Genomic DNA, 26,642 nt, shown 5'->3' with positions numbered 1-26,642 from the left:
AGTTTTTGGGACTGCATAATCAATTCCTTGGCAGCGCCAATAAATTTTGAGCAAAGATACCTAAAAGCCTTATGCGCGCATAATATTTTAAAATTCCCTTAATACGATGAGCTGTTCTCTTGTTTACATTTATCTTTAAATCTCAAATAGAACTTTATGCTGATTAAAAGGAATATAAGCTGGAAACTCATCATACGTCTAACCTGGCGCAACCTGATCTTCTTCCTCATTTATTCTCTGGTTATATTTTATGCATACCACGATTTAGGCTTTGAAGATATAGACATCCCGTTTGAACCTCTTACCGTGATTGGTATTGCGGTTTCTTTTTATTTGGGTTTTAAAAACAGTCAGAGTTACGATCGTTTTTGGGAAGGCCGAAAAATTTGGGGAATGATCGTTAACTGGAGTCGTACTTGGGGAATTCGTACGCTGAGCCTTATAAAATTAGATGACGCAGAAGCCGAAAAGGAAATCAAACGCGATCTGATCTATAGGCATATCGCCTGGCTTAATGCGCTACGCGTACAACTAAGACAGCCCAGATCTTGGACGTTACAAGAAGGCCGGTATGTAGAACGGCTATTTGACCGTCATAACGAGCGTAATATTGAGAGCAATCAAGCCTATCAATTTGTAGGTCACGAGGAATACGATGAAATTAAAAAAAGGGTAAATCCCGCAACACACCTTATTAAAAATCAGGGTTTGATCGTACAACGCTTACGCAAAGACGGTGTGATAGATGGTTTCCAAGAGATGCAATTGCAAGAAGCTTTAGCCAAATTCTATGACTTTCAAGGTATGTGTGAACGCATCAAAAACACTCCGTTCCCCAGACAATACGGGTATTTCTCAAAAGTATTTACATGGATATTTGTGTTGTTGCTGCCTTTAGGCTTGCTCAATATTTTTGAAAATCACGTGACAGATACTGTGCATCCATCACAGCAAATTTCTATTATGTTTTTACAAATGATCCCGTTTACAATTCTGATCATGTGGATTTTCACCACGATGGAATATGTAGGCGATGCTAGTGAAGACCCTTTTGAAGGAAAAGCAAATGACGTACCTATGACTGCGCTTTGCCGTACCATAGAAATTGATTTGCGCGATATGCTGGATGAAGAAGATCTACCCGCAGGAATAGAACCTAAAGACGATATTTTATACTAATGCCTATAATCGCTTCGTCATACAAGCCAAGAGTTCCTTTTACCAATGGTCATTTTAACACCATTTACGCTGCAAAAATCAGAAAGATCAGAGGCTTAACTTATGAACGCGAACGCATCGCTTTGAGTGATGGCGACTTTCTGGATATCGATTTTAGTTTTGCGCCAGAGCGATCTACTCAAAAAATTGCGATCATCGTTCACGGTTTAGAAGGTCACGCAAAACGACCTTATATGCAGGGTACAGCCCGCATTCTCAATTCCAACGGCTTTGACTGCGCATCCATCAACCTACGAGGTTGCAGCGGGGAAGACAACTCTAAAATACGCTCGTACCATTCGGGCGCTTCTGAAGATCTTAGTGATGTTGTTAATTACATTCTTACTAAACAAAAATACCACCAACTCTTTCTGTGCGGATTTAGCCTTGGCGGAAATCTAATTCTGAAATATTTAGGCGAAAACCGAAATCGTCCGGGCTGTATTACTGCTGCGGTTGCAGTATCAACTCCGGTAGATTTGTATGATTCTTTAGGTGCCTTAGAACAACGAAAAAACTGGGTGTATCGCTGGTCTTTCTTAAAAGATCTTAGAAAGAAATATCAAGCTAAACTGAAGGTTTTTCCTAACGAATTAAGCAAAGAAAATCATCGTAAAATCAAATCCTTGATGCTTTTTGACGAACTATACACCGCTCCGGCTAATGGCTTTACAGATGCGCTTGATTATTATACTAAAAGTAGCAGTCGGCAATTTTTACCACAAATTGAAGTTCCTACTTTGCTAATCAATGCTTTAGACGATTCATTTTTAAACGAAAAATGCTACCCTACTGAAGAAGCTTCTCAAAGCGAACTCCTTTTTTTAGAAACCCCCGCGTTTGGCGGTCACGTAGGATTTATTGAAAATCAAGAGCATACCTATTGTGAACATCGCACCTTGCAGTTTTTTCAAAAGTATTTAGACTAAAAAGCCCAAAAATACTGTTGCAGTGCGGGTAGAACTTGTGTATATTAGCATTTATCTAAACAATTTCTAATGAAAACTTTAAAAATCACACTTCTTTTTGCGCTTTCGCTAATATTAGTAAACTGCGGAGACGATAAAAAGAAAGAAGAAAAAGAGACGGTTAAAATAGGTTCCAATTCTTCTTCAACTTCAAAAAAATCTGATGAGAATGTTACTGAAGTAGTACTTCTTGCAACAGATATGATGCAATTTGATAAAAATGAAATTCGCGTTCCTGCCGGCAAAAAGGTAAAACTAACCTTGCGCCACACCGGTAAACAAGCCGTGGAAGTTATGGGGCATAATTTTGTGCTTTTAACCCAAGGAACCGAAATTCCTGCTTTTGGCGCTAAAGCTTCAGCAGCACGAGATAATGCATATATTCCTCAAGATACAGACGCGGTAATCGTACATACTAAAATGCTTGGCGGTGGCCAGTCTGACACAATTGAGTTCGACCCACCGGCACCAGGAACGTATGACTTTATCTGTAGCTTCCCAGGGCATTATAGTGTAATGAAAGGTAAATTCATCGTAGAATAACCCGATTCTCAGTAAAGAACCTTATGGCAAGCTGCGAGGATTAAAACCTTTTAGCGATGCCAATAATTTAAGCGCCCAAAAACTTATCGATTCAGATAATTTTTTGGGCGCTTTTAGCTTATTTAGTAAAATGCCTTAGAGCAGTAAACTACCCCAGAGCAAACCCTTGAGACATTCGGTAGAAATAAATTTTCAATTTTAAGGCAAGCCTCTGACTTTTAAACTTTTTGGCAGCGCCAATAAACCTCGAAAATCGAGTAAATGTTATGGTTAAATCTTATTCTAAAATATTCGTCCTCCTAGCAATGATTTTTGTTTCTTCTTGTAAAAACGAGCAGCAAGATACCGCGGTATCCACAACACAATTTCCAGATAAAGACCTCAACCCCATTGACCGCTATGGTGAACTTCTGGTCGCTGTACAAACCAATCACGTTTTTGCAGATGGAAAAACTTTTGTGGACTGTGAACCCAAAATTCCTTCAGAGAAAATTCTTGAGAAGTATCAAGAGCAAAAAGAGCAGCCAGATTTTGATCTGGAGGCTTTTGTTTTAGAACATTTCACATTACCGGTCACGCCAACCTCAGGTTTTGAAGCAGACACTACCCGTACTACCGAAGAGCATATTAACGCATTGTGGTCATATCTAAAGCGTGACGCAGATAGTGTTGAAAACGGCTCAAGAATCGCTTTACCTAATGCATATATCGTTCCCGGCGGAAGGTTTCAAGAGGTGTATTATTGGGATAGTTATTTTATTTTATTAGGGCTCAAAGAAGCCGGAGAAATTGATCTCATCGAAAATATTCTTGACAATTTTGCCTATCAGATCAATACCATTGGCTTTATCCCCAACGGAAATCGCACCTATTATTTAGGGCGCTCGCAGCCGCCGTTTTTTGCAGAAATGGTAAATCTTTTGGCAGAGATCAAAGAGGAAAAAAGCGTCTATCTAAAATACCACGATGTTCTAGAAAAGGAGTATGCATTCTGGATGAAAGGCGCACAAAGTATTAACCCTTCTGAAACCGAAGCGCGCGTTGTAAAAATGCCCGACGGTCACGTTTTGAACCGTTATTTTAGTAATACGCAAACACCGCGTGCAGAAAGTTATTTTGAAGACATTACCACTGCTCAAGAAGCTGATCGCGACGCCCACGAAGTTTACCTCAACATAGCTGCGGCTTGTGAAAGCGGTTGGGATTTTAGCAGCAGATGGTTTGCAGATCCTAACAAGATAAGCACGATACAAACCACGCAAATTGTTCCGGTAGATTTGAATGCGCTGATGTATAACTTAGAGCAAACTTTGGCCAAAGTGCGCCGGTATGCAGACGATGTAGAAGGCGCTGAGCAAATGGTGAAAGCTGCGGCTTCCCGCAAAGACGCCATTGACAAGTGGTTATGGGATGCAACGCAACAAACGTACACTGACTATGACTTAAAAGCCGAAGCCCTGTCGCCGATACTTTCTTTGGCGATGGTCTACCCTTTATATTTTAAAGTAGCCTCTCCGCAGCAAGCAGAACACGTTGCTACAACTTTAGAAAGTCAGTTTCTTAAGCCGGGCGGTTTAGTCACCTCGCTGATCAATAACAAGCAACAATGGGACAGCCCTAATGGCTGGCCTCCACATCAATGGTTAGCGATTAGAGGACTGCAAACCTACGGATTGAACGATCTTGCTAATGAGATTACCAGCCGCTGGTTACACCTCAATGACCGCGTTTATAAACGCACCGGTAAAATGCTGGAAAAATACAATGTGATCGATACCACCCTCGTCGCCGGAGGTGGAGAATATCCTACTCAAGATGGCTTCGGGTGGACTAACGGAGTCTATCTTGACTTGAAGAAATAATCTAAAAGGCTTCCGTTTCCGGAAGCCTTTTATCTTTAGAATTTATGGGTAAGATTCAATCTTCAATTAAAAAGCTCTGGGACGCATTTACCAATGAACATCCTGAGTATCGCGACAATAATATTCCGCCTTCCTTTTACTTCTGCGATAATGAAAAGGATGCAAATACTTGTGCCCATTTAGTATTGAAAAGAATCAAACAAGCCACGGCTACTTCGCTGTGGTGGTTTGAAACCCATAAGGAATCTCTTCCTGAAATAAATGATCTCAACATTGTTACCGATTGGGACGGAAACGCAGTTGCGGTAATTAAAACCACACAAATCGATCTGGTTCCTTTTAATCAAGTAACCTCAGAATTTTCCAAGATTGAAGGGGAAGGTGATGGTTCTCTAGCCTATTAGAAAAAAGTTCACCAAGCGTTTTACACTCGGGAAATGCAAAATTCACCCGACTCATTTGATGAGGAAATGCCTATTGTATGTGAACAGTTTGTAACGCTCTATCCCTGATCTAAAGGAAATCGTCGCAACTCACATAAGCATCAATCACCGCCTGCTCTCCTTTTGGACCAGGCATTGAATTGCCGTGCTCCATCCCTAAGACTCCTTTAAAACCTTTTTTATGTATGTGCTTAAAAATGTTTTTGTAATTGATCTCACCAGTTGTAGGCTCTTTTCTCCCCGGGTTGTCTCCCATCTGAAAATAGCCGATTTCCTCCCAACACGCATCAATATTAGGAATCAGGTTTCCTTCCTGAATTTGCTGATGATACACATCAAATAATATTTTACAAGCAGGACTGTCAACTGCTTTACAAATTTGATACGCCTGCGGACTTTCTTTCAAAAATAAACCGGGATGATTAAAAAAGTTAAGCGGCTCTAAAACCATAGTTAGACCGTGTGGTTCTAACAAAGCCGAAGCTTGCCTTAGACTTTCTACCACGTGTGCGGTTTGGTAATTGATATCCTGAGTCATATCAACGTAACCCGGCACAACGGTCATCCATTTCGCATTTACCCGCTTAGCAACTTCAATTGATGCTTCAATATCGGCTAAGAATTCTGCTCTTAGATCTTGTTTACCGCTGGTGAGATTTGGGGCGGTCCAATAGATCTTGTGCGCTACAAACACGCCCATTTGCATAGAATGCTTTTGTAATGCAGCACCTATTTTATTTTGCATATCAACCGGCCTGTTGCGCATTTCGTTATCTTCAAATGCGGTAAAGCCCTGATCTGCCATAAAATTAATTTGAGCTATAGGATCATCGCCTGCCAGATTCTTAAACATACCCAAATGTGGAGCATAGTTTAAGTTGAAGTGATGTTTAGGCATAGCGGCAAGCCTATGTTGCATCGCAAATAGTTCGGGCCCTCCTAAAGCCAAAAAGGAACCACTTAGGGCTCCTTTTTGTATAAAACTTCTTCTTTTCATTAGAGTGACATCGTTTTTCCACCGCCGGCTTCTTCCGTAGAGATACAGCCGAGATACGCACCTGGAATTGGATCATACCAAAGTACGTTTTCCCCTACAGCTTCACTGTTTTTCCAAGCCCAGATTCCTAAATCTCTTACTGCATTCAGGTAAGCATATGAACCTGCATGCGCATCAAAATCAGCCTCTGGCGCTTCGGGATCTTGCGTTTCAGAAATACGCTTTAAATATCCATTACGCGTTTCTTCATCTGCACCAAGGTACTTAGCAACTGCCTGCTCAAAATCTTCGGCATCACCATCTTCGAGTTCTTTATCAAAGTTCTCTTTAAAGCTTAATGCAAAAGCATTAGCACCTGCTTTAAACTCTTCACGTTGTTTATCTCCAGCAACCTCATCCATGTAACTATCAATAAATTGAGCAATATTCAATTCTGAAGCTCCCGGAGTATCGGTTTTTGGTAGAATCACATCAAGTACTTGAGTTAATGCATACCCATTAGCCGCATTCATAAAAACCGGCTCCCAATCGCTTTTTGGTTCGCTTTTACAGCTCTGTAAAATATTAAATACCGCCGGAGCCGCTATCACATAACCAGCACCCAGACCTAAATTTTTTAATACCTGTCTCCTTTTCATAATTAAGCGAATTTTCCGTTTTTAAATTGTTCTGCTGCGTGGTTTGCTGCGCGCGCCGTAAATGCCATATAGGTTAGTGACGGGTTCACACAACTTGCAGAAGTCATAAATGATCCATCTGTTACATAAACGTTAGGCACCGTATGTACTTGATTGTTTCCGTTAAGTACAGATGTTTTAGGATCACGTCCCATACGAGCAGTTCCCATCTCGTGAATACCTAGACCCGGAGCTCCTGGATTATCATAGGTTTGCACATCTTTAAAGCCGGCATTGGTAAGCATTTCTGCTGCCTGCTGCTTCATATCTTTACGCATTTCCCACTCGTTCTCTTTCCACTCAGCATCAAATGTAATAGTAGGCAATCCCCATTTGTCTAATTTATCATAGTCAAGGGTCATTTTATTTTCGTGATACGGAAGACATTCTCCAAAGGCATTGATTCCAATCGTCCAACCTCCAGGTTCAGAGATCGCTTTCTTAAGATCTTCACCATATTTCATTTCAGAGATCGCTTCGGTCCAATCACCGCGGCTTGCACCACCTTGGTAACCATAACCACGCTTAAAGTTCTTTTGGTCAGAATCACCGCCTACGTTTCTAAAACGAGGTATATACAATCCATTTGCGCGACGACCTTTATAATATTGGTCTTCAAAACCGTCAAATTTTGCTGAAGCACCTACATTAAAGTGATGGTCCATAATATTGTGACCTAATTCGCCACTATCATTTCCTAATCCGTTAGGAAAACGGTCTGACTTAGATTGCATTAAGATAGAAGCCGAAGCAATTGCAGATGCACATAAGAAAACAACCTTTGAATTGAAGATCATTTCTTCTTTAGTTTCGGCATCAATTACTTTTACTCCCGTAGCAAGTTTTGTGTTGTCATCATAGATTACTTCACTCACAATACTAAAAGGTCTCAACGTCATATTTCCTGTACGTTCTGCAGCAGGTAATGTAGATGAGTTAGAGCTAAAATAAGCCCCAAACGGACACCCACGCATACAACGGTTTCTATATTGACACGCAGAACGCCCTTCAAAAGTCTTATCTGTATAGGTGATGTGCGCTGTACGACCAATGGTTAAAAGACGATCTTTATAATTTTGCGCCATGTTCTTCTTAAGGTGCTCTTCAACACAGTTAAGCTCCATTGGCGGTCCAAAATTACCATCAGGAAGTTGTGGCAATCCAAGGTTTTCACCACTCACTCCTATATATTCTTCAACCTTATCATACCAAGGTGAAATATCTTTGTAACGTACCGGCCAATCTACGGCAATACCTTCTTTTTTATTGGCTTCAAAATCAATATCGCTTAAACGATAACTCTGACGACCCCACATAATTGAACGACCCCCCACGTGATACCCACGCATCCAGTCAAAACGCTTGGTCTCGTTATAAGGGTGCTCTAAGTCGTTTACAAAGAAGTGACTATGCGCCTTGTTTGTAGTATACCCTGTACGGGCTTGCTTAAACTGTTTAGCCTCTTCTTCTTTGGTTGGCTGTCCTTTGAATTTAAAATCCCAAGGATCCATATTCATGGTGGGATAATCTTCAATATGTTTTACCATACGACCACGTTCAAGAACAAGTGTCTTCAGACCGTTTTCGCATAATTCTTTGGCAGCCCAGCCACCACTAATTCCTGTACCTACCACGATGGCATCGTACATCTCTTCAGGTTTAATACTACTCACTTTTTATTTAGTTTTTAATAATATAATCTAGCCTATGCTATCAAATATATAAATTTTAAGTTATTTTTTAGATAAACCAAAAAAAGTATAATTTAGAGAACTTATATATTTATCGGGGGTTAAGCAGGTTTTTCAACCCACCAACAACAACCTAAATTGCTTATTCAATGAACGTTAAACTCGCATTGACAGCTCTTTTTGCAGTAGCTGTCTTCTCGTGTAAAAGCGAAAAAAAAACTGAAAAAAATTCTAATGAAAGCGTTGTAGTAGCCCAAAAACAGCCATTTTTTAAAATTTCACTGGCGCAATGGTCACTCAACGAAGCCATAAGAAATGGCGAAATGAACCCTTTGGATTTTGCCGAAAAAGCACACGAAATGGGTTTTGAAGGGATTGAGTACGTAAGTCAGCTGTATACCCCAATGATGGAAACTTACGACAACGATCAAGTTGCACTAGATTCTATTCTTCCTAAGTTAAAAGCTAAAAGCGCCGAGTTTGAAGTAGAAAACGTTCTTATCATGGTTGATGGTGAAGGAAACCTTGCCGCCGAAAGTGAATCTGAACGCGATCAAGCTGTTGAAGACCACAAAAAATGGGTGGATGCCGCAAAATACTTAGGCTGTCACGCCATTCGTGTTAACCTCATAGGCTCCCCCGACCGTGAAATTTGGAAAAACAGCGCAATAGACGGACTCAAAAAACTTGCTGAGTACGGTGCGTCACAGAACATAGAAGTTACCGTAGAAAATCACGGAGGCTATTCGTCTGATGCTGCTTTACTGATGGAAGTGATCAATGCGATTGATATGGACAATTGCGGTACGCTGCCCGACTTTGGTAACTTTTGCCTAGAACGCGAAAACGGCGAAATGTGGGGAGCTCCATGTGTTAAAGAGTATGACAAATACAAAGGTATCGCAGAGTTGATGCCAAAAGCACTTGCCGTAAGCGCCAAGACCTACGACTTTAATGAAGCTGGTGAAGAAACCTCAATGGATTTTACTAAAATTCTTCAGACAGTAAAAGATGCCGGATACACCGATTTTATAGGTGTAGAATATGAAGGCGAAAACCACACACCAGAAGAAGGCATTATGCTCACTAAAGAGCTTTTGATCAATACCGCTCAAAATTTAAAATAATCTCAAAATACCATACATGAAACCACTTGTTCGATTTCAATTATCACTAATGATGTTCCTCGAATTCTTTATTTGGGGAGGCTGGTTTGTAACCCTGGGAACATTTTTAGGAAACAATTTAGAGGCCTCCGGCGCACAAAGCGCAATGGCATTCTCAACCCAATCTTGGGGAGCAATCATTGCACCCTTTATCATTGGGCTTATTGCCGATAAATTTTTTAATGCAGAACGCATCTTAGGCGTGCTGCATCTCGTGGGTGCATTTTTAATGTATCAAATGAGTCAGACTACAGATTTTGCAGTGTTCTATCCGTATGTTTTGGGGTATATGATCGCTTATATGCCAACCTTGGCCTTAGTAAACTCGGTTGCTTTTAGACAAATGAACAACCCATCAAAAGATTTTGGATGGATTCGTGTTTTTGGAACCATAGGTTGGATTGTTGCCGGATTCATCATCAGCCTTTTAGGTTGGGATTCGCAAAGCGGAATTCAAGAAGGTTTATTGAGCAACACCTTTACAATGACCGCTATTGCTTCAGCATTTTTAGGAGTTTTCAGCTTTTTATTACCTAAAACACCACCTATTAAATCTGACGAAAATCAATCAATTCTTGAAAAAACAGGGTTGAGTTCGGTTACGATGCTAAAGAATAAAAACTTCTTGATCTTCTTTATTTCTTCGATCTTGATCTGTATTCCATTAGCGTTTTATTATCAAAACACCAATCCTTTTTTAACCGAATTGCAAATGGAAAACCCAACCCTTAAACAATCTATCGGGCAAATTTCCGAAGTATTGTTTATGCTTTTAATTCCAGTTTTCCTGTTACGCTTCGGTATCAAAAAAACATTGCTTTTTGGGATGTTGGCTTGGGTTATTCGTTATGTCCTCTTTGCATTCGGAAACGCAGACGAACTTTCCTTTATGCTTCTAATCGGTATCGCCCTTCACGGCGTTTGTTATGATTTCTTCTTTGTTTCGGGACAAATTTACACCGATTCAAAAGCAGGATCGAGCAACAAGAGTGCTGCTCAGGGACTTATAACATTAGCCACTTACGGGGTAGGAATGTTAATAGGATTTTGGGTTGCAGGCCAAATCACAGATAATTATCTTGTGGGAGAAACTCACGATTGGAAGACCATTTGGTTGTATCCTGCGGCCTTTGCTGCTGCGGTATTTGTGTTCTTCCTGATCGCATTCAAAAACGAAAAAATAGAATACAAAGGCGAAAAAGTATAACGATGAAAAAATTAAAAATGGGAATGGTCGGTGGCGGCCAAGGCTCTTTTATAGGCGATGTACACAGACGTGCCAGCCGAATAGATGGAATGGTAGATTTAGTTTGTGGTGCTTTTAGCAGCAACGCAGAGCGCAGTCTAAAATCTGCCGAAGCTTTAGGTGTTGCTCCTGAGCGCGCATATAAAAGTTTTGAAGAAATGATCGAAAAGGAAGCCGAACTTCCTGAAGACGAGCGTATGGATTTTGTGTCAATCGTAACGCCAAATCATATGCATTTTCCACCGGCAAAAATGGCTTTAGAGCACGGCTTTCACGTGATTTGTGATAAACCTGTAACACTTAGTCTTGAGGAAGCGTTTGACCTACAAAAAGTAGTTAAGCAAAGTGGAAAAGTGTTTGCGCTTACCCATAATTACACCGGTTACCCAATGGTAAAGCAAGCGCGTTTGATGATCCAGAACGGAGAGCTTGGCGATATTAGAAAGGTTGTTGTACAATACCTACAAGGTTGGATGTCAACCGCTGTTGAAGAAACCGAGCATAAAGGAGCTTCTTGGCGTGTAGATCCTAGCAAATCTGGTATAGGCGGTGCGCTTGGCGACATTGGCACCCACGCAGAAAACTTAACCGAATACATCACCGGAAAGAAAATCGTAGAACTTGCGGCAGATCTTACCAGTTTTGGTGCCGGTCGCGTGCTAGATGATGATGGTAATATTCTTTTGCGTCTAGAGGATAATGCTAAAGGAACCTTGAGCATTTCGCAAATCGCAACAGGAGAAGAGAACAACTTAGCCATCCGCGTTTATGGAACCAAAGGAAGCATCGCTTGGGGACAAGAAAATCCTAACGAACTTACCGCATACTGGCTCGATAAACCAAAACAGATTTACACACCTGGTGGAAATGGCACATATGAAGCTTCTACAGAATATACGCGTGTTCCTCCGGGGCACCCTGAAGGCTACTTAGAAGGTTTTGCAACCATTTACCGAAGCTTTGCAAAAGAAGTGCTATCGGTTAAAGATGGAGCAGCAATTAGCGAGCGACCCGATTTCCCGACAATTGATGACGGGTTAAGAGGAATGCAATTTATCTATGCTGCTGTGGCGTCAAATGACAACAATTCGGCTTGGGTAAGTCTAAAAGAATAATCTTAAAAAAGCGTCTCTTAGGAGGCGCTTGATTTTTTATAAAATAAATCAACTACTATGAAAACCATTAAAGGCCCCGCTGTCTTTCTTGCACAATTTATGGATGATAAAGAACCTTTCAATTCGCTTGATGGGTTATGTAAATGGGCAAGTGATCTAGGCTACAAGGGCATTCAAATACCCACTTGGGAAGGTCGCTTGATCGATCTGAAAAAAGCTGCAGAAAGCAAGACCTATTGCGATGAATTAAAAGGAAAAGTGCAAAGCTACGGCCTAGAAATAACCGAACTTTCTACGCATCTGCAAGGGCAACTGGTTGCCGTGCATCCTGCTTATGATGAGATGTTTGACAACTTCGCACCTGACGATTACAAGAACAATCCTAAAAAGCGTCAGGCTTGGGCGGTTGATCAGTTGATGAGTGCTGCAAAAGCCAGCAGAAATTTAGGGATTGACGTGCACGGTACCTTTAGCGGTTCTTTACTTTGGCATACCTTTCACCCGTGGCCACAACGCCCGCCGGGATTGGTAGAAATGGGCTTTAAAGAGTTAGCAAATAGATGGACTCCTATTTTAAATACTTTTGACGAGCAAGGGGTTGATGTATGCTATGAAGTGCATCCGGGAGAAGATATTCATGACGGGGTAACTTTTGAACGTTTTCTGGAAGCTACCGGAAATCACAAACGTGTTAATATTCTTTACGACCCCAGTCATTTTGTGCTTCAGCAATTAGACTACATCGAGTATATAGACAACTACCACGAGTTTATAAAAATGTTCCACGTTAAGGATTCAGAATTTAATCCTACCGGAAAAAAGGGCGCATTTGGAGGCTATGGTGATTGGCGAGATCGCGCAGGCCGCTATCGTTCCCTTGGTGATGGGCAAATAGATTTTAAAACCATTTTTACTAAACTCACCGAATATAGCTGCGATGTCTGGGCGGTGATGGAATGGGAATGTTGTATAAAATCTCCGGAGCAAGGAGCACGCGAAGGCGCACCTTTTATCGCTAGTCACATCATTGAAGCTACAGAAAAGGCATTTGATGATTTTGCAGGAGCAAAGACCGATGAAGCCAAATTAAAACGAATTTTAGGACTTTAAACCACAAACAATGAAACAATTAATACTGTCGGTAGCCCTTGCTATGGCGTTTTTTACCTCGTGTAAAGAAAAAGCTCAAGAGGCAAAAACTGAAGAAGTAGCAGTAGCTACCACCGAAACAACCCAGCCTGAAGATGGCGAATGGGAAGTGCTTTTTGACGGGACTAATCTTGACAAATGGCATGCCTACAACGGCGAAGCTCCCACGCAATGGGAAATTGTTGATGATGCCCTTGTATTTACTCCTGCGGAAAACAGAGATGGGTCTGAAAATCTTGTTACTAATGAAGCCTACACCAGCTTTGTTTTAAAAATGGATTGGATGATCTCTGAAGGTGGAAACAGCGGAATTATGTGGGCTGTAGAAGAAGACCCAAAATACCACGAGCCCTACGCTACCGGACCTGAAATTCAGATTCTAGATGACGAGCGTCACCCGGACACTAAAGCTGGACCAAGCCATAGATCAGGCGCTTTATATGATATGATAGGTGCTCCAGAAGGTATTGTAAATCCTGCGGGAGAATGGAACAGCTACGAGATCACTATTGATTACAATACTAATCAAGGCATTATTGTACTGAATGGTGAAGAAGTCGTGACCTTTCCTGTAAAAGGAGAAGGATGGGAGGATTTAGTGTCAAATTCAAAGTTTGCCAGCTGGGAAGCTTTCGCTAAAACAGACACCGGTCTTATCGCATTACAGGATCACGGACATCAAGTTTCCTTTAAAAACATAAAAATTAAAAAACTCTAATTATGAATAAAAAATTTATAGTTCCGTTTGTAGCAGCTGGTTTGCTTTTTTCTTGCGATACTTCAGAAAAGAAAAGCGAAGAAACCACTGCACCGGTTGAAGATACTACTGCCGTAGAAGAAGAAGCTCCTATCACAGATCCTGAAGCTACCGAAGTTTGGGAACCGGAACCTGAGGTGGTTTCTTTTGATGAAAATAACGTACCCTCTGATGCTGTGGTTCTTTTTAATGGAGAAAATCTGGATGCTTGGGAAAGCACAAAAGATTCTGTGGTTAATGCGCCTTGGCAGATCAATAAAGACGGTTCTATGACCGTTGTGGGCGGCACAGGAGATATTCAGACCAAAGAAAGTTTTGGCGATATGCAATTGCACGTTGAGTGGCAAGCGCCGCAAGTTGTAGAGGGTGAAGGTCAAGGCCGCGGAAACAGCGGTATTTTCTTGCAAGGTTTATACGAAGTTCAGGTATTGAATAGCTTTGAAAACCGAACCTATTCAAACGGACAAGCAACTGCGATTTACAAGCAAAGTATTCCGTTAGTCAATGCAACTAAACCTACCGAACAATGGCAAGCTTATGATATCATCTATCATCAGCCGGAATTTGACGCAGATGGAAACAAAACCAAAGCGGCTACAGTAACGGTTTTGCACAACGGAGTGCTAGTACAAGATAATACCGAAATTCAAGGTACTACCGAATACATAGGAAAACCGAAAAATCCGGCGCACGGTGAAGGCCCTATCAAACTTCAAGATCACGGAAACCCGGTGAGCTTTAGAAATATTTGGGTGCGCAAGCTGTAGGCTATGCTCCCTAAACGAATTGAAAACCCGTAAGCCTGCTTACGGGTTTTATTTTTGTAGGATAAACTTACACCTCACGAGCAACCCAATAGGTTTTCCTATCTTTGCCGTTTTAAATTAAGTGCATGATTAAATCTATGACTGGCTTTGGGAAATCGGTGACCCAATTGCCCACAAAAAAAATAACGATCGAGATTAAGTCTCTTAACAGTAAAAATCAAGATCTAAACGCGAGGATTCCTTCTTTTTACAGAGAGAAAGAACTGGAGCTACGCAACTTGGTTGCTCAGAGACTCGAGCGTGGTAAAATAGACTTTAGTCTTTATGTTGAGCTTAATGGCGAAGAAACCAGCAGCTCGATCAATGCAGATGTGGTTAAACAATATATGAAACAACTGCGTGAGGTTACTCCAGATGCAGCTGATATCGAATTGCTAAAAATCGCTACCCGCCTTCCTGATGCGCTTAAAACCGAACGCGATGAGATTGATGACGAGGAGTATAAATCTATTCTTGCTGGTGTAGAAGAAGCGCTCAACGCTATTGACACCTATCGTGTAGACGAAGGCAAGGCGCTTAAAAAAGACTTTGAATTACGCATAAAAAACATCGCGACTAATCTTGATGAAGTGATCACTCTAGATCCGGAACGGATGACCGGTGTACGCCAGCGTCTAACCAAAGCGGTGAGCGATCTAAAGACAGAAGTTGATGAGAATCGTTTTGAACAAGAACTCACCTACTACTTAGAGAAATACGACATCACCGAAGAAAAAGTACGTCTTAGCAATCACCTAAAATACTTTCAAAAATCTCTGGATTCTGCTGATTCTAATGGTAAAAAACTGGCTTTTATCAGTCAGGAAATGGGACGTGAGATCAACACTATAGGTTCAAAATCTAATTATGCACCTATGCAACAGGTTGTTGTGCGTATGAAAGACGAACTGGAGAAGATCAAAGAACAACTTTTAAACGTACTTTAAAATGGCTGATACGGGTAAACTCATCGTTTTTTCTGCACCTAGCGGAAGTGGCAAAACTACTATCGTAAGATGGCTTCTGGAGAAAAAAGAACTTAATCTAGAGTTTAGTATTTCGGCGGCTTCTCGCGAGCCCAGACCTACTGAAAAAGACGGCGTTGATTATTATTTTCTTTCGCTTAAAGAATTCAAACGTCGCATCAAGGAAGATGAATTTTTGGAATGGGAAGAAGTCTATCGCGACAATTTCTACGGAACCTTAAAAAGCGAAGTAGAGCGCATCTGGAAAGAAGGTAAGCACGTTATTTTTGACATTGATGTTGTGGGCGGTTTAGACATCAAAAAGCTGTATCCTGAGCGTACCTTAGCTGTTTTTGTAAAACCACCGAGTATCGAAGAATTAAAGATCAGATTAAAAAAGCGTAAAACCGAAAGTGAAGACCGTATCAATATGCGTGTTGCCAAGGCCAGTATTGAACTTGCTACCGCTCCGCAGTTTGATTATATCATAGAAAATAATGATCTGGATACTGCGCTTGCTGAAGCTTACGAACTTGTAACCAAGCACATCAACGCGTAATATGAAAATCGGGCTTTATTTTGGCACATTCAATCCGGTGCATATAGGGCACTTGATTATCGCAAATCACTTTGCTGAATATAGCGATCTTGACAAGATCTGGATGGTCATTACGCCGCACAACCCGTTTAAGAAAAAAAAGACATTACTTGATAATAATCACCGGTATCAGTTGGTTCTTGAAGCTGTTGAAGAATATCCAAAGATTGAAGCAAGCACAATAGAATTTAATCTACCCCAACCCAATTATACTTCAAATACACTTGCACATCTGCAAGAAAAATACCCCCAGCATGAGTTTTGCTTGATTATGGGAGAAGATAATTTGCGCACCTTGCACAAGTGGAAAAACTACGAGGTTATTTTAGAACGTCACGAGATCTATGTATATCCTCGTATAGGGGAACAAGAGACTAAACCTGAGTTGCTTGCTCACCCTAACGTGCACGTGGTTGATGCACCTGTGGTAGAGATATCTTCAACTGCCATACGCAAAGCGATCAAAGCCGGTAAAAACTGCCGCCCGCTACTACCACATTCGGTATGGATTTATATAGATCAAATGAATTTTTACAGATAACCACATCAAAAAAATTACTTCGTGGGTTTTGTTCTCTACGATGGCACACATAAAAAAAGGGCTTCAGTAATATTGAAGCCCTTTTTTTTGAGATCGTATAATGCTTAATCCAAATTTGGAATTCTAAGCATTTGCCCCGGATAGATCTTGTCTGGATCTTTTAGCATTGGTTTGTTTGCTTCAAAAATCACAGGGTATTTCATAGCGTTTCCGTAGAACTTTTTAGCGATTTTACTAAGTGTATCACCAGAAACTACGGTGTGAAACTGTGCCTCAGGCTCTTTATGCTCTACACTCATTTGATCATCAACTTGAGCGATTCCGTCTACATTACCTACAACAAGTACTACCTTTTCTTTAGTTGCCTGATCTTTTGCTTTACCGGTTACCGTTGCGGTTTCTCCGTCAATCTTAATATCTAGCCCTTCAACTTCAAGACCTAAATCTGCAACAGTTTCTTTAAGCGAAGCTTCTGCCTTTTTGGTTGCAGCAGCAGCGGCTGCAGCAGCCTCAGCTTTCTTTTCGGCAGCTTCTTCGGCAGTGCTTTTACCAATACCTATTTTTGCTCCGGCATTTTTAATAAATGAAAATAATCCCATGTTTTTATTCTTAAGTTAGTCTTAGTTTTAAAGATTCAATTTACAAAATACCTATTTAACCCTTTATGTATTGGACTTTAAAACTATGTGAATGTTTTTGCAGTGACTACCATTAAGCAACGCCCAAAAAATCGCCCCGCGAATAACTCAACGGGGCGATCTCAACTAACCAACCAAAAAATATTTATTGCTTATAAGGCTAACGCTTTGATCGCCTTAATATTTTGTTCGATCTCGCTTTGCTTTAATCTGCTCTTTCCTTCTGAAGGCGTTTTGTATTGAATATACCCACGACCTCTAAAACGATACTCACTCCCTGAAGCAGGATGATAAAGCGCTATAGTCGCATCATCAAGTATAGAAAGTTCAAAATACTCGTTAGCAAAATAGTCATAATCTAATGTCAATGTTTTTAAATAGGCATTGTTAACGACATTATTCACTTCATAAATCCCGCTATAATCCCAATATAAATTAGTAGTTGAGCTACCTCTAGGATCTTGCGAACTTCTAAAATATAGGCCTGAATTTGCCGGTAAGAACTGCAGGTAATTTTCTGCATCAAACGCATTAGAGGTTCCACTTAGGCTGGTATGAACCTTTTCCCAAACTGCATATTCCTGCAAGAAAAAATGAATGTTGTCATAAAACAAGCGATCATAATCAAAATTGCTTCGTTGATAACCTATCAAGACATACGACGTATTAGTATATCGATTATACAGTTCGATCGCATTATTAGAAAGCAGGGAAACCTCAAATGAATAGAAACCATCAATATCGTGACTTATGTCTAGATCGTAGTCAAAAACATCATAATAGCCCACCTCGATACCAAAACCACTGCCCTGATCGCCAATTCCGGCGAGGTTATTATTAGCCATTACGGTTCCGTTGAGGAAAGAAAAGGTAAAGGCCTTATCCATAAAAGGGATGCTCCCATTGCCTTGTGTTTGATCAATATCTACATACCACAACTCATAATCCGCTAGCACTGAAGATAGCGGCGCCACAGGTGTTGCAAGATCGTCCTCGATAAATACATCAGTGTAGCACGAGGTAAATACGGCAAGCATTAAAAAATAGGCACTAAGTAATTTTATCGTTCTCATAATCGTTCGGTTTTAAAGATGAATATGTTCTGAATACATTCAGATTAAACAGCCCTCGGAAAAATGTCTTTGAGCGATGTCAATTAAAATTCTTAGCGGTGACGTCAGAGCTGTAGAATTGCATTTTAACATATCCAAACCGCGTGCCAAAAAAATACTAAAGTGACTTTCAGCATTTTACGAGCCTTCTAAAATGAGTATCTTTGAAAGAGGCAAAACAGCCCTAAAACTGAGGTTTTATAAGGCTTTACAAATGCCTTCATAAATTGAAAAATAATTCTGTACCTACAGAAAAATAAAATAATATGTCTTTAAAATTTGGTGTTATCGGCGGCGGAAGCTGGGCAACTGCGATCGTAAAAATGCTTACTGAAAACTTAGAAGAAGTAGGCTGGTATATGCGCAGTGTATATGCTTTAGAACATCTAAAAAAAGAAAAACATAACCCCAATTATCTAAGCGCTGTAGAGTTTGATACTGCTCATTTAAAACTGAGTAATGACATCAACGAAATCATCGCCTATGCAGATTACCTCATTTTTGCCGTGCCTTCTGCTTTTGTAGGAAAGGAGCTTGAAAAAGTGACCGCAAGTTTTAAGGGTAAGATCATTTTTTCGGCCATAAAAGGGATCGTACCGGAAACCGGTCAGATCGTTGGAGCGCATTTTCACCATAAATATGATATTCCATTTGAAAATATCGGAGTGATCACCGGTCCTTGTCACGCCGAGGAAGTCGCTTTAGAACGACTATCCTACCTTACCATCGCTTGTGCAGACGAGCAACACGCCCAGGTAGTCGCAGATCACCTTAAAAGTTGGTATATCAATACCACGATAAGCGACGACACCATAGGTACAGAATACGCCGCAATGCTTAAAAATATCTACGCCATAGCCGCCGGAATTGCTCACGGCTTGGGTTACGGTGATAACTTTCAGAGCGTGCTAATGAGCAATGCCATTAGAGAGATGAAAAAGTTCATCAAGAAAGTGCATAAAATGAAGCGAAACATCAATGATTCGGCGTATTTAGGAGATTTGCTCGTTACGGGCTATTCTGTATTTAGCCGAAATAGAATGTTTGGAAATATGATTGGTAAAGGATATACCGTTAAAAGTGCTCAGATGGAAATGAGTATGGTTGCTGAAGGTTATTATGCTGCCGAAAGTGCTTTTAAGATCAATCAGGAGTTGGGCGCCAAAACCCCGATAATAAATGCTGTTTATAACGTGCTTTACAAAGGGAAAGATCCCAAAAGTACCTTTAAAAAATTAACCGAAAAACTTACTTAAATCATTCGGCTAGAACGCCTTCTTTAAGCATAGAAGGCAAAGGTCCCGCCTTGCTATCTTGAATACTATTTGCCGGAAAAATGAACTTCTTGTCAAAGAGTTTTCCGTTTTTAAAAAAGGTTACCGCAAACTCATTAGTAAGTTTAAGTACGCTATCTTCAATAAACTCGATCTTGGCAAATGCTTTTGCCGGTAAGGTCTGCAACTTGTGTCGCATTTGGCTGGTCGTCTGTTTAGCGCTATAGCCTTTAGATACGATCAAAACCATTTCTAGAGGTTCGCCGGTATCATTAATGAGATATGCATTCCAGTCATTGGTGCGATGTGTTTCATTAAACTCTTTTACCGCTGCGACGTACACCCCTTCAACTTCAGGTATTATGATGTCTTTTTTCATGATTAGTCGTCGTTAACCTTCCACATAATCCAAAGCGCAAGAATAGCGATCGCCATAATTCCTAAGAAAATACTACCAATGATGATCTTAATCGCTGCGATCACAAACGTAAGATACGCGACAAGCGCAAGAGCGATTAGAAGTACGGCGATAACTACATATTTTTTCATAGCCTAGATGGATTATAAAGCGCTTTTAAACTGATTTAAGAAGCGTAAGTCATTTTCACTTAACAGACGAATATCTGAGATTTGATGTAATAATAAGGCGATACGGTCAATACCCATACCAAAGGCAAAACCGCTGTATTCTTTAGAGTCAATACCACAGTTTTCAAGCACATTAGGGTCTACCATCCCGCAGCCCATAATCTCTAACCAACCGGTTCCTTTGGTCATTCTATAATCGGTTTCGGTCTCCAAGCCCCAATACACATCTACTTCGGCACTAGGCTCAGTAAACGGGAAGTAAGAAGGTCTTAACCGAATTTTACTCTTCCCAAACATTTCTGTGGTAAAATGCTGAAGCGTTTGCTTAAGGTCTGCAAACGAAACATCTTTGTCGATGTACAAACCTTCAACCTGATGAAAAAAGCAGTGAGAACGCGCTGAAATCGCCTCATTACGAAAAACTCTACCAGGAGAAATGGTGCGTATGGGTGGCTTGTTTGCTTCCATATAACGCACTTGTACAGATGAAGTATGCGTACGCAATAAGACATCAGGATTAGTCTGAATGAAAAACGTATCCTGCATATCACGCGCCGGGTGATGTTCCGGGAGGTTTAATGCGGTGAAATTGTGCCAGTCATCTTCAATTTCCGGTCCTTCTGAAACATCAAAACCTATTCTGGAAAAAATATCAATGATCTGATTCTTGACAATAGAAATGGGGTGGCGTGAACCTAAAGTGATCGCATCTCCGGGACGTGTAAGATCGCCGTAAACACTTTGCTCTTCAGCCGATTCCAGACCCGATTTTAAGGTGTCAATCTTATCCTGAACCGTAGTTTTTAATTGGTTCATCGTTTGACCAAAAGCTTTCTTTTGCTCGTTAGGAATGTTCTTAAATTCAGAAAAATACTGATTGAAAAGTCCTTTTTTTCCTAAAAATTTAATTCTAAAAGCTTCTACTTCATCAAGCGAACTCGCCGTAAATGCTTCAGCTTCGCTAATAAGCTCCTTAATTTTATCTAACATAATGCTAATTGAATCCCTTTTGGGTTATTGTATGCTGCCCACCGGCCTTATCAAAATTTCCCTGAGCAACTGACATTCTTCAAAAAAAATGACCAGTGTATCAGAGGCACAAATTTATGAAATATCGGCGGCTTGGGCTTTGTTGTCCCTGTAAATATATTGCAGAATAAAAAATACAGCGGTTCCGCCAAAAATATGCCAGAGCCAGTGCGTTCCCATCCAGAAGAACTCAAAATCCAGACGGTTGTCCAGCACTCTAAACAAAACGGCAAAACCAAAAATCACAAAAGCGGTTAAAGCCGATTTTGCATAGCGCCATTTGGTTTTTATGAGGTAGCCCAAAATTGGGATTAGAATGCTTAATGCACTGATCAAATACCCGATGCTATGTTCTAATTGCTTAGGCAACGGTAAATATCTTAAGCCTATAAATGCCAAGCCTATGCTTAAAACAAAAATCAAGCGTTTGCCCCAGGTGTCTTGCCATTTAAAAATGAAATAAAGCAAAGCTGCAAAGCTCAGTCCGCGAATAGGAACCCAATCCAGCAAAAGCCAAGCTTCTTCGTTGCGCAACCCGTGATAGAGCGTTCCGCCCACGTAGCCAATAAAAATGAACGGCAAGGCGATCATTAAAAACCATTGTTTTTTAGGCTTGCGGTAAATTTTGATCCCAAAATAAACCACGATAAACAAAAAAATAAGATTGCTGTAGGTATTAAACGGCTCCACCGGAAAGCGCCCGGCTATGGTTTCTTTGTAAATAGGTCCCGTATCATTAGGGAACAGCTCTTGTAAAATGCTTAGCAACATAGCCTTAAAACCGCAAAAAAAGTTTATTGAACGAGTTCTTTCTCTAGAAAATACTGTACGATGGCCTCTTTCATGAGCAAAGATTGCTCACCAGCTTTTAAGGCGGGTAATGGCTCAATTATTTCATAGTGCGGCCAGCCGTCTTCATCCTGATAATCAAAACGATAATACCCAAAAGGTTCTAAAAGTCTGCAAATTGCAATATGCATCAAATTGATCTTATCATCTTTTTTAAAGCGCTTATCTGGCTTGCCCAATTCTTGCACTCCTATCAGATAAATAATTGCGTCGAGATCTAAGACCTCACCATCAGCAAAACGTGCAGATAGTTTGCTTACCACCTGCTCCCAGCGTTCTTTAAGTTGTTCGTCTCTAGCCATGGCGCAAATATAATCAAGATCAAACAATACCTGTACTAACATAAAGCCAACTCCTAAAAAGATTATTTAGCCCTAAATAGTATCTTTAACCAATGAATTATCTGGACATTATAATCGGAATTTTACTTCTTTTAGGTCTTTTTAAAGGACTTAAAAACGGACTACTCATTGAAGTGGCCTCTTTGATCGCTTTGATTTTAGGAATTTATGGTGCCATCCACTTCTCCTATTATGCGGTAGATTTTTTAACCGAAAAGGTAGATTGGAGTATTCAGGCGATTAACCTCGCAGCATTTGCGGTGACCTTTATCATTATTGTTTTGGTCATTACGCTAGCCGGAAGAATTCTAACCAAAGCCGCTTCTTTAGCGATGCTGGGCATCGTAAACCGAATTCTAGGCGCAGCATTCGGTCTTTTAAAATCTGCTTTTATCCTGAGCGTGATTCTGATGTTTTTAGCTGCAATGACCAGTAGTCTTAATCTTATTGATGAGGAAACACGAGAATCTTCAATTCTATACAGCCTGATCAAACCTATCGCTCCTGCAGTTTTACCAAGTATATTAGAAGAGGTAAAAGAGTTTCGAGAGAATGAAGACACTGATAAAAGCAAAATTGAGTTACAATCTGTTTAAAATGGATCTCTAAAAAATGCTTGGGATTTAAAATAAAATAGCGCTGCAATGCAGCGCTATTTTTATGCGTTAACAAACTCATTGCTAATCATCTAACCTGTAAATTTCCATGATATTTTCTAAGATTGCATCAAAGTCTATTTTGAGATCAATAAGCTTTCCTGAATGTATATCAAAAACCCACCCGTGCACGCTGAGATTACGTTTACGTATTGCCTTTTGTACATCAGCAGTTTTAATAACATTCACACACTGCTCTTGAACGTTTAGCTCTACAAATTTCTTATAACGCTCGTCTTCATCCTCAATTAGACTTAACTCTTCCTTATGTATTCTATAAACGTCACGAATATTTCTCAACCAAGGATTTAAAAGTCCCAAATCTGAAGATTGCATCGCAGCTTTAACACCACCACAATAATAGTGACCACAAACTACCACATGTTCCACTTCAAGATGCTCAACCGCATAATTAATAACAGACATAGAATTAAGGTCTGTATTAGGTACCATATTGGCAATATTACGGTGTACAAACACATCTCCGGGACCTACACCCATCAATTCTTCAGAAGAAACACGGCTATCACTACAACCTATATAAAGAATTTTTGGCGATTGACCCTGTGATAATTTTTTAAAATATTCAGGCTCTGCGCTTAACCGCTCTTGAACCCACTCTTTGTTGTTCTCAAATATCTTCTTAATATCCATCTATCTTTGGTTTTTAGTTAAAAATCAAGCTAATGCAATCCTAAAATTAGTGAAACTAAGCATTACTTGTGTCTTCCTATATTAAAGAGACGCTAAAAATAGAAATTAAGTAGCTCTCAAGCTAAAAAAGCCAATTTGAATATCTAAATGGTTCATGAAGTTGCTTGAGTGGTAAAACTACCTCTTGTTCGTTCCCGGAGAATAAAGCGAGTTTATAATATTTATAAAATTTTAATATCTGTAGTAGGAATCCAACCTTCTTTACCGTCTGCCAGTCGAATCATTTGCCAATCACCTTCGGTCTCCAGCACGCGGACTTTGGTACCTTCGTGTAAGACAAAAGCTTCTTCGCTTGCCATTGAAGGCTCACTTTTAATTTCAGCTTCTGCTGAAAAAACAATAGCAAACTGCTTGTTATTTTCATTGGATTGCGCCTGAAATGCCAAAGTAAGACTCAATAATCCAAATCCCAAAGCCACAAAAGCCATAGTAAAAAAACCGCGTTTTAAAGTTGTGGTTTTTCCGAAGTAATAAATGATTAAACTAACGGCAAAAAGGAGCAGACACACCACCGTAACGATCGCCCATCCGTCTAGCGAGAACATGTTGAGCAATTGATTCCACCACCTTTTAAAGGTGTTTTCAGGCAAAGGCGTAATAGCATCAATGGTCATATTTTGAGCAAACTCCAGATTGTTTTTGATCTCTTTATCATTAGGCTTCAATTCAAGAGCCTTCTCATAATTATAAACGCTTGGTGCAATACGATTTAGTTTATAATTGGCATTAGCCAAATTATAATACACAGCCGCCGACTCGTAACCGGCGTCAAGAACTTTCTCATAATTCTTGATAGCTTCCTCAAAATTATTTTGAGCATACTGCGAGTTTCCGGTTTCAAAAAGCTGTTGCGGCGTTTGTGCATTTAAGCTCAACGCGGCCATAAACAGCACAAGAACTACAAAACGATAGCTTGATCTTATCATTGTTTTCATAACTGTTTATCTATTTCTGAAATTACACGCGACGCCTGCTCATAATCGTGTTGCATTGCGTCACTGCTTGAAGGTGTGTAGCGCGCAAATTCGCAGCTTTCTAAAAGCTTCAAGAATGCCGCAGTAGTTTCTACGGTTACACCACGATCCTGAAGCAACTGGCTGATGCGTTCTTTGCTCATTTCGCTCGTCTGAATATTCAACCGTGCTTTTAAATAATTATGTAAACACTTTTCTAAGGCTAAATAGAATGCGGTTTGATCGCCCAAACTCTTTTTGGCATCGCCTAAGTATTTTCGGGCCAACTTATCGGCCTTGCGTAAGCGATTTCCTTTCACATCATTTTGATAAGCTCTGCGTTTACGCCCGAATAAAATCGCTAACGGAATCAACACCACTGGTGTCGCCAGTAAACTCCAGAATGTAGTGGAACCAAAAAACCGGTCTTGGTTCATCGACTTTAGCTTTGCATCAGATTTGATGTAGGCAAATTGTTTGGTTTCTTCCACAGGGATTTTATCAGCCTTATCTGAAGTCGCTAGAGTTGCAGGACCATTTTCTACATCAATCACGATCTCGTCGCTACTCAACGTTTTATACTGTTCTGTCGCAGGATCAAAATAAGAAAAGCGAATAGGCGGAATAGGATAGCTTCCCTTTTGTTGTGGAACAATCGTATAACGTGCATTGTTAGAACCTGCCATACCATTAAGCGAAACACGAACATCTTGCTCGTTTTCTGGCTCATAAACTTCAAGTGCACTAGGCAATTTAGGCTTCGGAAGCGTAAAGAGTTTTAGATTCCCATTTCCTTTTGCAGTCAAAGTAAGGTCTAAAGCTTCTTGAGCATCTAATGTTGTTTTACTCGCTGTGACTTCAAAATCAAAATTACCTACAGCTCCTGTAAAACTTTCGGGCTTCCCATCTTCCGGTAAGGCTTTTACGTTTACTTTGCGGGTTGGCGCCGTAACCGTAATTTTTGCCGGTCTTGTGATGCGCATTCCAAAAATATCTCTGCGATTGGTTGGTGCTTCCACATTGATATTTAACGCTAGAGGCTCAATGGTAAGTTCTCCCGTTTTTTGCGGATAAAGCAGCGTTCTTCTTAAGATCACATACCGATAGGGCTTACCGTCATAGGAGCCGTCATACACTTTAAATTGCTTCTCGTCTATACTCTGACTCCAGAAATCTGCAAACTTAGGTGCGTCGAGTTCGTTCCAGCCATTTACAGCGGTTTCCCGACTTACATACAGCTTGTACACCACGGTAAACGCTTCGTTCAGATAAGGATCATTCTTAGAAACTTCAGCGACCAGATGAACATTATCTTCTGCAGCAGCAACAGGATCATTAGGGTCTTTGGGTTTTTCGACCGCACCGGTCACGGTGATTTCTATAGGAATCGTTTTATACACTGTTCCGTCGATCTCAATTTCTGCCTGACCGATTTTTAAAGTACCTGTAGCATTAGGCTGAAGAAAGTAAGAGAAGGTTTTAGAGAAACTCGCCTTACCGTTAATCCACTGCTTACTGATGGATTGGTTAGGACCACCAACTACCGTAAAACCTTGAAAACTGGGCGGCCTAAAATTGTCTCCGTCTTGATTCATTTCAAAATCAACACGTAAACGTTCATTGACTCCTAGTCGTTGCTTACTAACGACAGCGTCAAATTCTACCTGAGACCACGCACTGAATCCGGCAAATAAAACAATCAGCAAAAATTTTAGCTTCATCTTCATTATAACTTCTGCTTTTTAC

29 protein-coding genes are annotated in these 26,642 nt (G+C 40.5%); 16 read left to right on the top strand and 13 right to left on the bottom strand.

Annotated elements, in window-relative coordinates:
- Nucleotides 1-156: 156 nt before the first annotated feature.
- The 5 genes from BUA96_RS05330 to BUA96_RS05310 all read left to right on the top strand — a co-directional run bounded on the left by BUA96_RS05330 (nucleotide 157) and on the right by BUA96_RS05310 (nucleotide 4,995).
- Entirely contained in the window at nucleotides 157-1,179 is a 1,023-nt protein-coding gene (locus tag BUA96_RS05330) for a bestrophin family protein (protein ID WP_072981094.1), read from the top strand.
- Nucleotides 1,179-2,147, top strand: a complete 969-nt coding sequence (locus tag BUA96_RS05325) for a YheT family hydrolase (protein WP_072981092.1) — start codon at nucleotides 1,179-1,181, stop codon at nucleotides 2,145-2,147. The genes BUA96_RS05330 and BUA96_RS05325 overlap by 1 nt, the downstream gene beginning before the upstream one ends.
- A 69-nt stretch (nucleotides 2,148-2,216) precedes the next feature.
- Nucleotides 2,217-2,729 carry a plastocyanin/azurin family copper-binding protein gene (locus BUA96_RS05320; RefSeq protein ID WP_072981090.1) on the top strand — a complete coding sequence of 171 codons (513 nt, stop codon included), beginning with the start codon at nucleotides 2,217-2,219 and terminating at the stop codon, nucleotides 2,727-2,729.
- Between the two features lie 266 nt (nucleotides 2,730-2,995).
- Nucleotides 2,996-4,591, top strand: coding sequence for an alpha,alpha-trehalase TreF (treF, locus tag BUA96_RS05315; RefSeq protein WP_072981782.1), 1,596 nt, complete (start codon nucleotides 2,996-2,998; stop codon nucleotides 4,589-4,591).
- A gap of 44 nt (nucleotides 4,592-4,635) precedes the next feature.
- Nucleotides 4,636-4,995 carry an ASCH domain-containing protein gene (locus BUA96_RS05310; RefSeq protein ID WP_233430609.1) on the top strand — a complete coding sequence of 120 codons (360 nt, stop codon included), beginning with the start codon at nucleotides 4,636-4,638 and terminating at the stop codon, nucleotides 4,993-4,995.
- Between the two features lie 109 nt (nucleotides 4,996-5,104).
- On the opposite strand, the gene BUA96_RS05305 is transcribed toward BUA96_RS05310, so the two are convergent.
- From BUA96_RS05305 to BUA96_RS05295, 3 genes are read right to left on the bottom strand one after another with little or no spacing between them, the layout of a single operon-like run.
- Nucleotides 5,105-6,031 carry a hydroxypyruvate isomerase family protein gene (locus tag BUA96_RS05305; protein ID WP_072981088.1) on the bottom strand — a complete coding sequence of 309 codons (927 nt, stop codon included), beginning with the start codon at nucleotides 6,029-6,031 and terminating at the stop codon, nucleotides 5,105-5,107.
- Nucleotides 6,031-6,669: a gluconate 2-dehydrogenase subunit 3 family protein gene (locus BUA96_RS05300; protein ID WP_072981086.1), complete on the bottom strand. Its 639-nt coding sequence runs from the start codon at nucleotides 6,667-6,669 to the stop codon at nucleotides 6,031-6,033. The genes BUA96_RS05305 and BUA96_RS05300 overlap by 1 nt, the downstream gene beginning before the upstream one ends.
- 2 nt (nucleotides 6,670-6,671) lie before the next feature.
- Nucleotides 6,672-8,357: a GMC oxidoreductase gene (locus BUA96_RS05295; protein ID WP_072981084.1), complete on the bottom strand. Its 1,686-nt coding sequence runs from the start codon at nucleotides 8,355-8,357 to the stop codon at nucleotides 6,672-6,674.
- Nucleotides 8,358-8,548: 191 nt separating this feature from the next.
- Here BUA96_RS05295 and BUA96_RS05290 point away from each other — a divergent pair, with 191 nt between their 5' ends.
- From BUA96_RS05290 to nadD, 9 genes are all read left to right on the top strand, one after another.
- Nucleotides 8,549-9,526, top strand: a complete 978-nt coding sequence (locus BUA96_RS05290) for a sugar phosphate isomerase/epimerase family protein (RefSeq protein ID WP_072981082.1) — start codon at nucleotides 8,549-8,551, stop codon at nucleotides 9,524-9,526.
- Nucleotides 9,527-9,542: 16 nt separating this feature from the next.
- Nucleotides 9,543-10,772 (top strand): nucleoside permease, encoded by a 1,230-nt coding sequence (locus BUA96_RS05285; protein WP_072981080.1) that lies wholly within the window; start codon nucleotides 9,543-9,545, stop codon nucleotides 10,770-10,772.
- Nucleotides 10,773-10,774: 2 nt separating this feature from the next.
- Complete coding sequence (locus BUA96_RS05280; RefSeq protein ID WP_072981078.1) at nucleotides 10,775-11,926, top strand: Gfo/Idh/MocA family protein; 1,152 nt, start codon at nucleotides 10,775-10,777, stop codon at nucleotides 11,924-11,926.
- A gap of 57 nt (nucleotides 11,927-11,983) precedes the next feature.
- Entirely contained in the window at nucleotides 11,984-13,036 is a 1,053-nt protein-coding gene (locus tag BUA96_RS05275) for a sugar phosphate isomerase/epimerase family protein (protein ID WP_072981077.1), read from the top strand.
- A gap of 10 nt (nucleotides 13,037-13,046) precedes the next feature.
- Nucleotides 13,047-13,793: a DUF1080 domain-containing protein gene (locus BUA96_RS05270; RefSeq protein WP_072981075.1), complete on the top strand. Its 747-nt coding sequence runs from the start codon at nucleotides 13,047-13,049 to the stop codon at nucleotides 13,791-13,793.
- 2 nt (nucleotides 13,794-13,795) lie between these two features.
- Nucleotides 13,796-14,599 (top strand): 3-keto-disaccharide hydrolase, encoded by an 804-nt coding sequence (locus BUA96_RS05265; protein ID WP_072981073.1) that lies wholly within the window; start codon nucleotides 13,796-13,798, stop codon nucleotides 14,597-14,599.
- Nucleotides 14,600-14,724: 125 nt separating this feature from the next.
- Entirely contained in the window at nucleotides 14,725-15,585 is an 861-nt protein-coding gene (locus BUA96_RS05260) for a YicC/YloC family endoribonuclease (RefSeq protein WP_072981071.1), read from the top strand.
- 1 nt (nucleotide 15,586) lies between these two features.
- Entirely contained in the window at nucleotides 15,587-16,162 is a 576-nt protein-coding gene (gmk, locus tag BUA96_RS05255; protein ID WP_009778464.1) for a guanylate kinase, read from the top strand.
- A gap of 1 nt (nucleotide 16,163) precedes the next feature.
- Nucleotides 16,164-16,742, top strand: a complete 579-nt coding sequence (gene nadD, locus BUA96_RS05250) for a nicotinate (nicotinamide) nucleotide adenylyltransferase (RefSeq protein WP_072981069.1) — start codon at nucleotides 16,164-16,166, stop codon at nucleotides 16,740-16,742.
- 104 nt (nucleotides 16,743-16,846) lie between these two features.
- Here nadD and lysM read toward each other — a convergent pair whose 3' ends face one another.
- Entirely contained in the window at nucleotides 16,847-17,341 is a 495-nt protein-coding gene (gene lysM, locus BUA96_RS05245) for a peptidoglycan-binding protein LysM (RefSeq protein ID WP_072981067.1), read from the bottom strand.
- A 191-nt stretch (nucleotides 17,342-17,532) separates the two neighbouring features.
- On the bottom strand, nucleotides 17,533-18,453 hold the full coding sequence (locus BUA96_RS05240) for a nicotinic acid mononucleotide adenyltransferase (protein ID WP_072981066.1): 921 nt from the start codon (nucleotides 18,451-18,453) through the stop codon (nucleotides 17,533-17,535).
- 305 nt (nucleotides 18,454-18,758) lie between these two features.
- Here BUA96_RS05240 and BUA96_RS05235 point away from each other — a divergent pair, with 305 nt between their 5' ends.
- On the top strand, nucleotides 18,759-19,748 hold the full coding sequence (locus BUA96_RS05235) for an NAD(P)H-dependent glycerol-3-phosphate dehydrogenase (protein WP_072981065.1): 990 nt from the start codon (nucleotides 18,759-18,761) through the stop codon (nucleotides 19,746-19,748).
- Nucleotide 19,749: 1 nt separating this feature from the next.
- Here BUA96_RS05235 and BUA96_RS05230 read toward each other — a convergent pair whose 3' ends face one another.
- From BUA96_RS05230 to BUA96_RS05215, 5 genes are all read right to left on the bottom strand, one after another.
- Entirely contained in the window at nucleotides 19,750-20,145 is a 396-nt protein-coding gene (locus BUA96_RS05230; RefSeq protein ID WP_072981064.1) for a hypothetical protein, read from the bottom strand.
- 2 nt (nucleotides 20,146-20,147) lie between these two features.
- The gene (locus BUA96_RS17255) at nucleotides 20,148-20,315 is read right to left on the bottom strand and encodes a hypothetical protein (protein ID WP_164916912.1); all 168 of its coding nucleotides are present in this window, start codon (nucleotides 20,313-20,315) and stop codon (nucleotides 20,148-20,150) included.
- Nucleotides 20,316-20,327: 12 nt separating this feature from the next.
- Nucleotides 20,328-21,344: a phenylalanine--tRNA ligase subunit alpha gene (pheS, locus tag BUA96_RS05225; protein ID WP_072981063.1), complete on the bottom strand. Its 1,017-nt coding sequence runs from the start codon at nucleotides 21,342-21,344 to the stop codon at nucleotides 20,328-20,330.
- 114 nt (nucleotides 21,345-21,458) lie between these two features.
- Nucleotides 21,459-22,154: a hypothetical protein gene (locus tag BUA96_RS05220; protein WP_072981062.1), complete on the bottom strand. Its 696-nt coding sequence runs from the start codon at nucleotides 22,152-22,154 to the stop codon at nucleotides 21,459-21,461.
- Between the two features lie 23 nt (nucleotides 22,155-22,177).
- Complete coding sequence (locus tag BUA96_RS05215) at nucleotides 22,178-22,534, bottom strand: hypothetical protein (RefSeq protein ID WP_072981781.1); 357 nt, start codon at nucleotides 22,532-22,534, stop codon at nucleotides 22,178-22,180.
- A gap of 92 nt (nucleotides 22,535-22,626) precedes the next feature.
- On the opposite strand from BUA96_RS05215, the gene BUA96_RS05210 reads away from it, so the two are divergent.
- Nucleotides 22,627-23,169 carry a CvpA family protein gene (locus BUA96_RS05210; RefSeq protein WP_072981061.1) on the top strand — a complete coding sequence of 181 codons (543 nt, stop codon included), beginning with the start codon at nucleotides 22,627-22,629 and terminating at the stop codon, nucleotides 23,167-23,169.
- 84 nt (nucleotides 23,170-23,253) lie between these two features.
- Here the strand turns inward: BUA96_RS05210 and BUA96_RS05205 are convergent, their stop codons facing one another.
- The 3 genes from BUA96_RS05205 to BUA96_RS05195 all read right to left on the bottom strand — a co-directional run bounded on the left by BUA96_RS05205 (nucleotide 23,254) and on the right by BUA96_RS05195 (nucleotide 26,623).
- Nucleotides 23,254-23,883: a carbonic anhydrase gene (locus BUA96_RS05205; protein WP_072981060.1), complete on the bottom strand. Its 630-nt coding sequence runs from the start codon at nucleotides 23,881-23,883 to the stop codon at nucleotides 23,254-23,256.
- A gap of 221 nt (nucleotides 23,884-24,104) precedes the next feature.
- Entirely contained in the window at nucleotides 24,105-24,878 is a 774-nt protein-coding gene (locus BUA96_RS05200; RefSeq protein ID WP_072981059.1) for an SH3 domain-containing protein, read from the bottom strand.
- Complete coding sequence (locus BUA96_RS05195) at nucleotides 24,875-26,623, bottom strand: BatD family protein (RefSeq protein WP_072981058.1); 1,749 nt, start codon at nucleotides 26,621-26,623, stop codon at nucleotides 24,875-24,877. Before BUA96_RS05195 ends, BUA96_RS05200 begins: the two co-directional genes overlap by 4 nt.
- Nucleotides 26,624-26,642: the final 19 nt, after the last annotated feature.

The sequence above is a fragment of the Leeuwenhoekiella palythoae genome (assembly GCF_900130045.1).
Taxonomy (GTDB): domain Bacteria; phylum Bacteroidota; class Bacteroidia; order Flavobacteriales; family Flavobacteriaceae; genus Leeuwenhoekiella; species Leeuwenhoekiella palythoae.
Note: the sequence above shows the minus strand (reverse complement) of the source record. Positions and strands in the feature narration are given on the sequence as shown.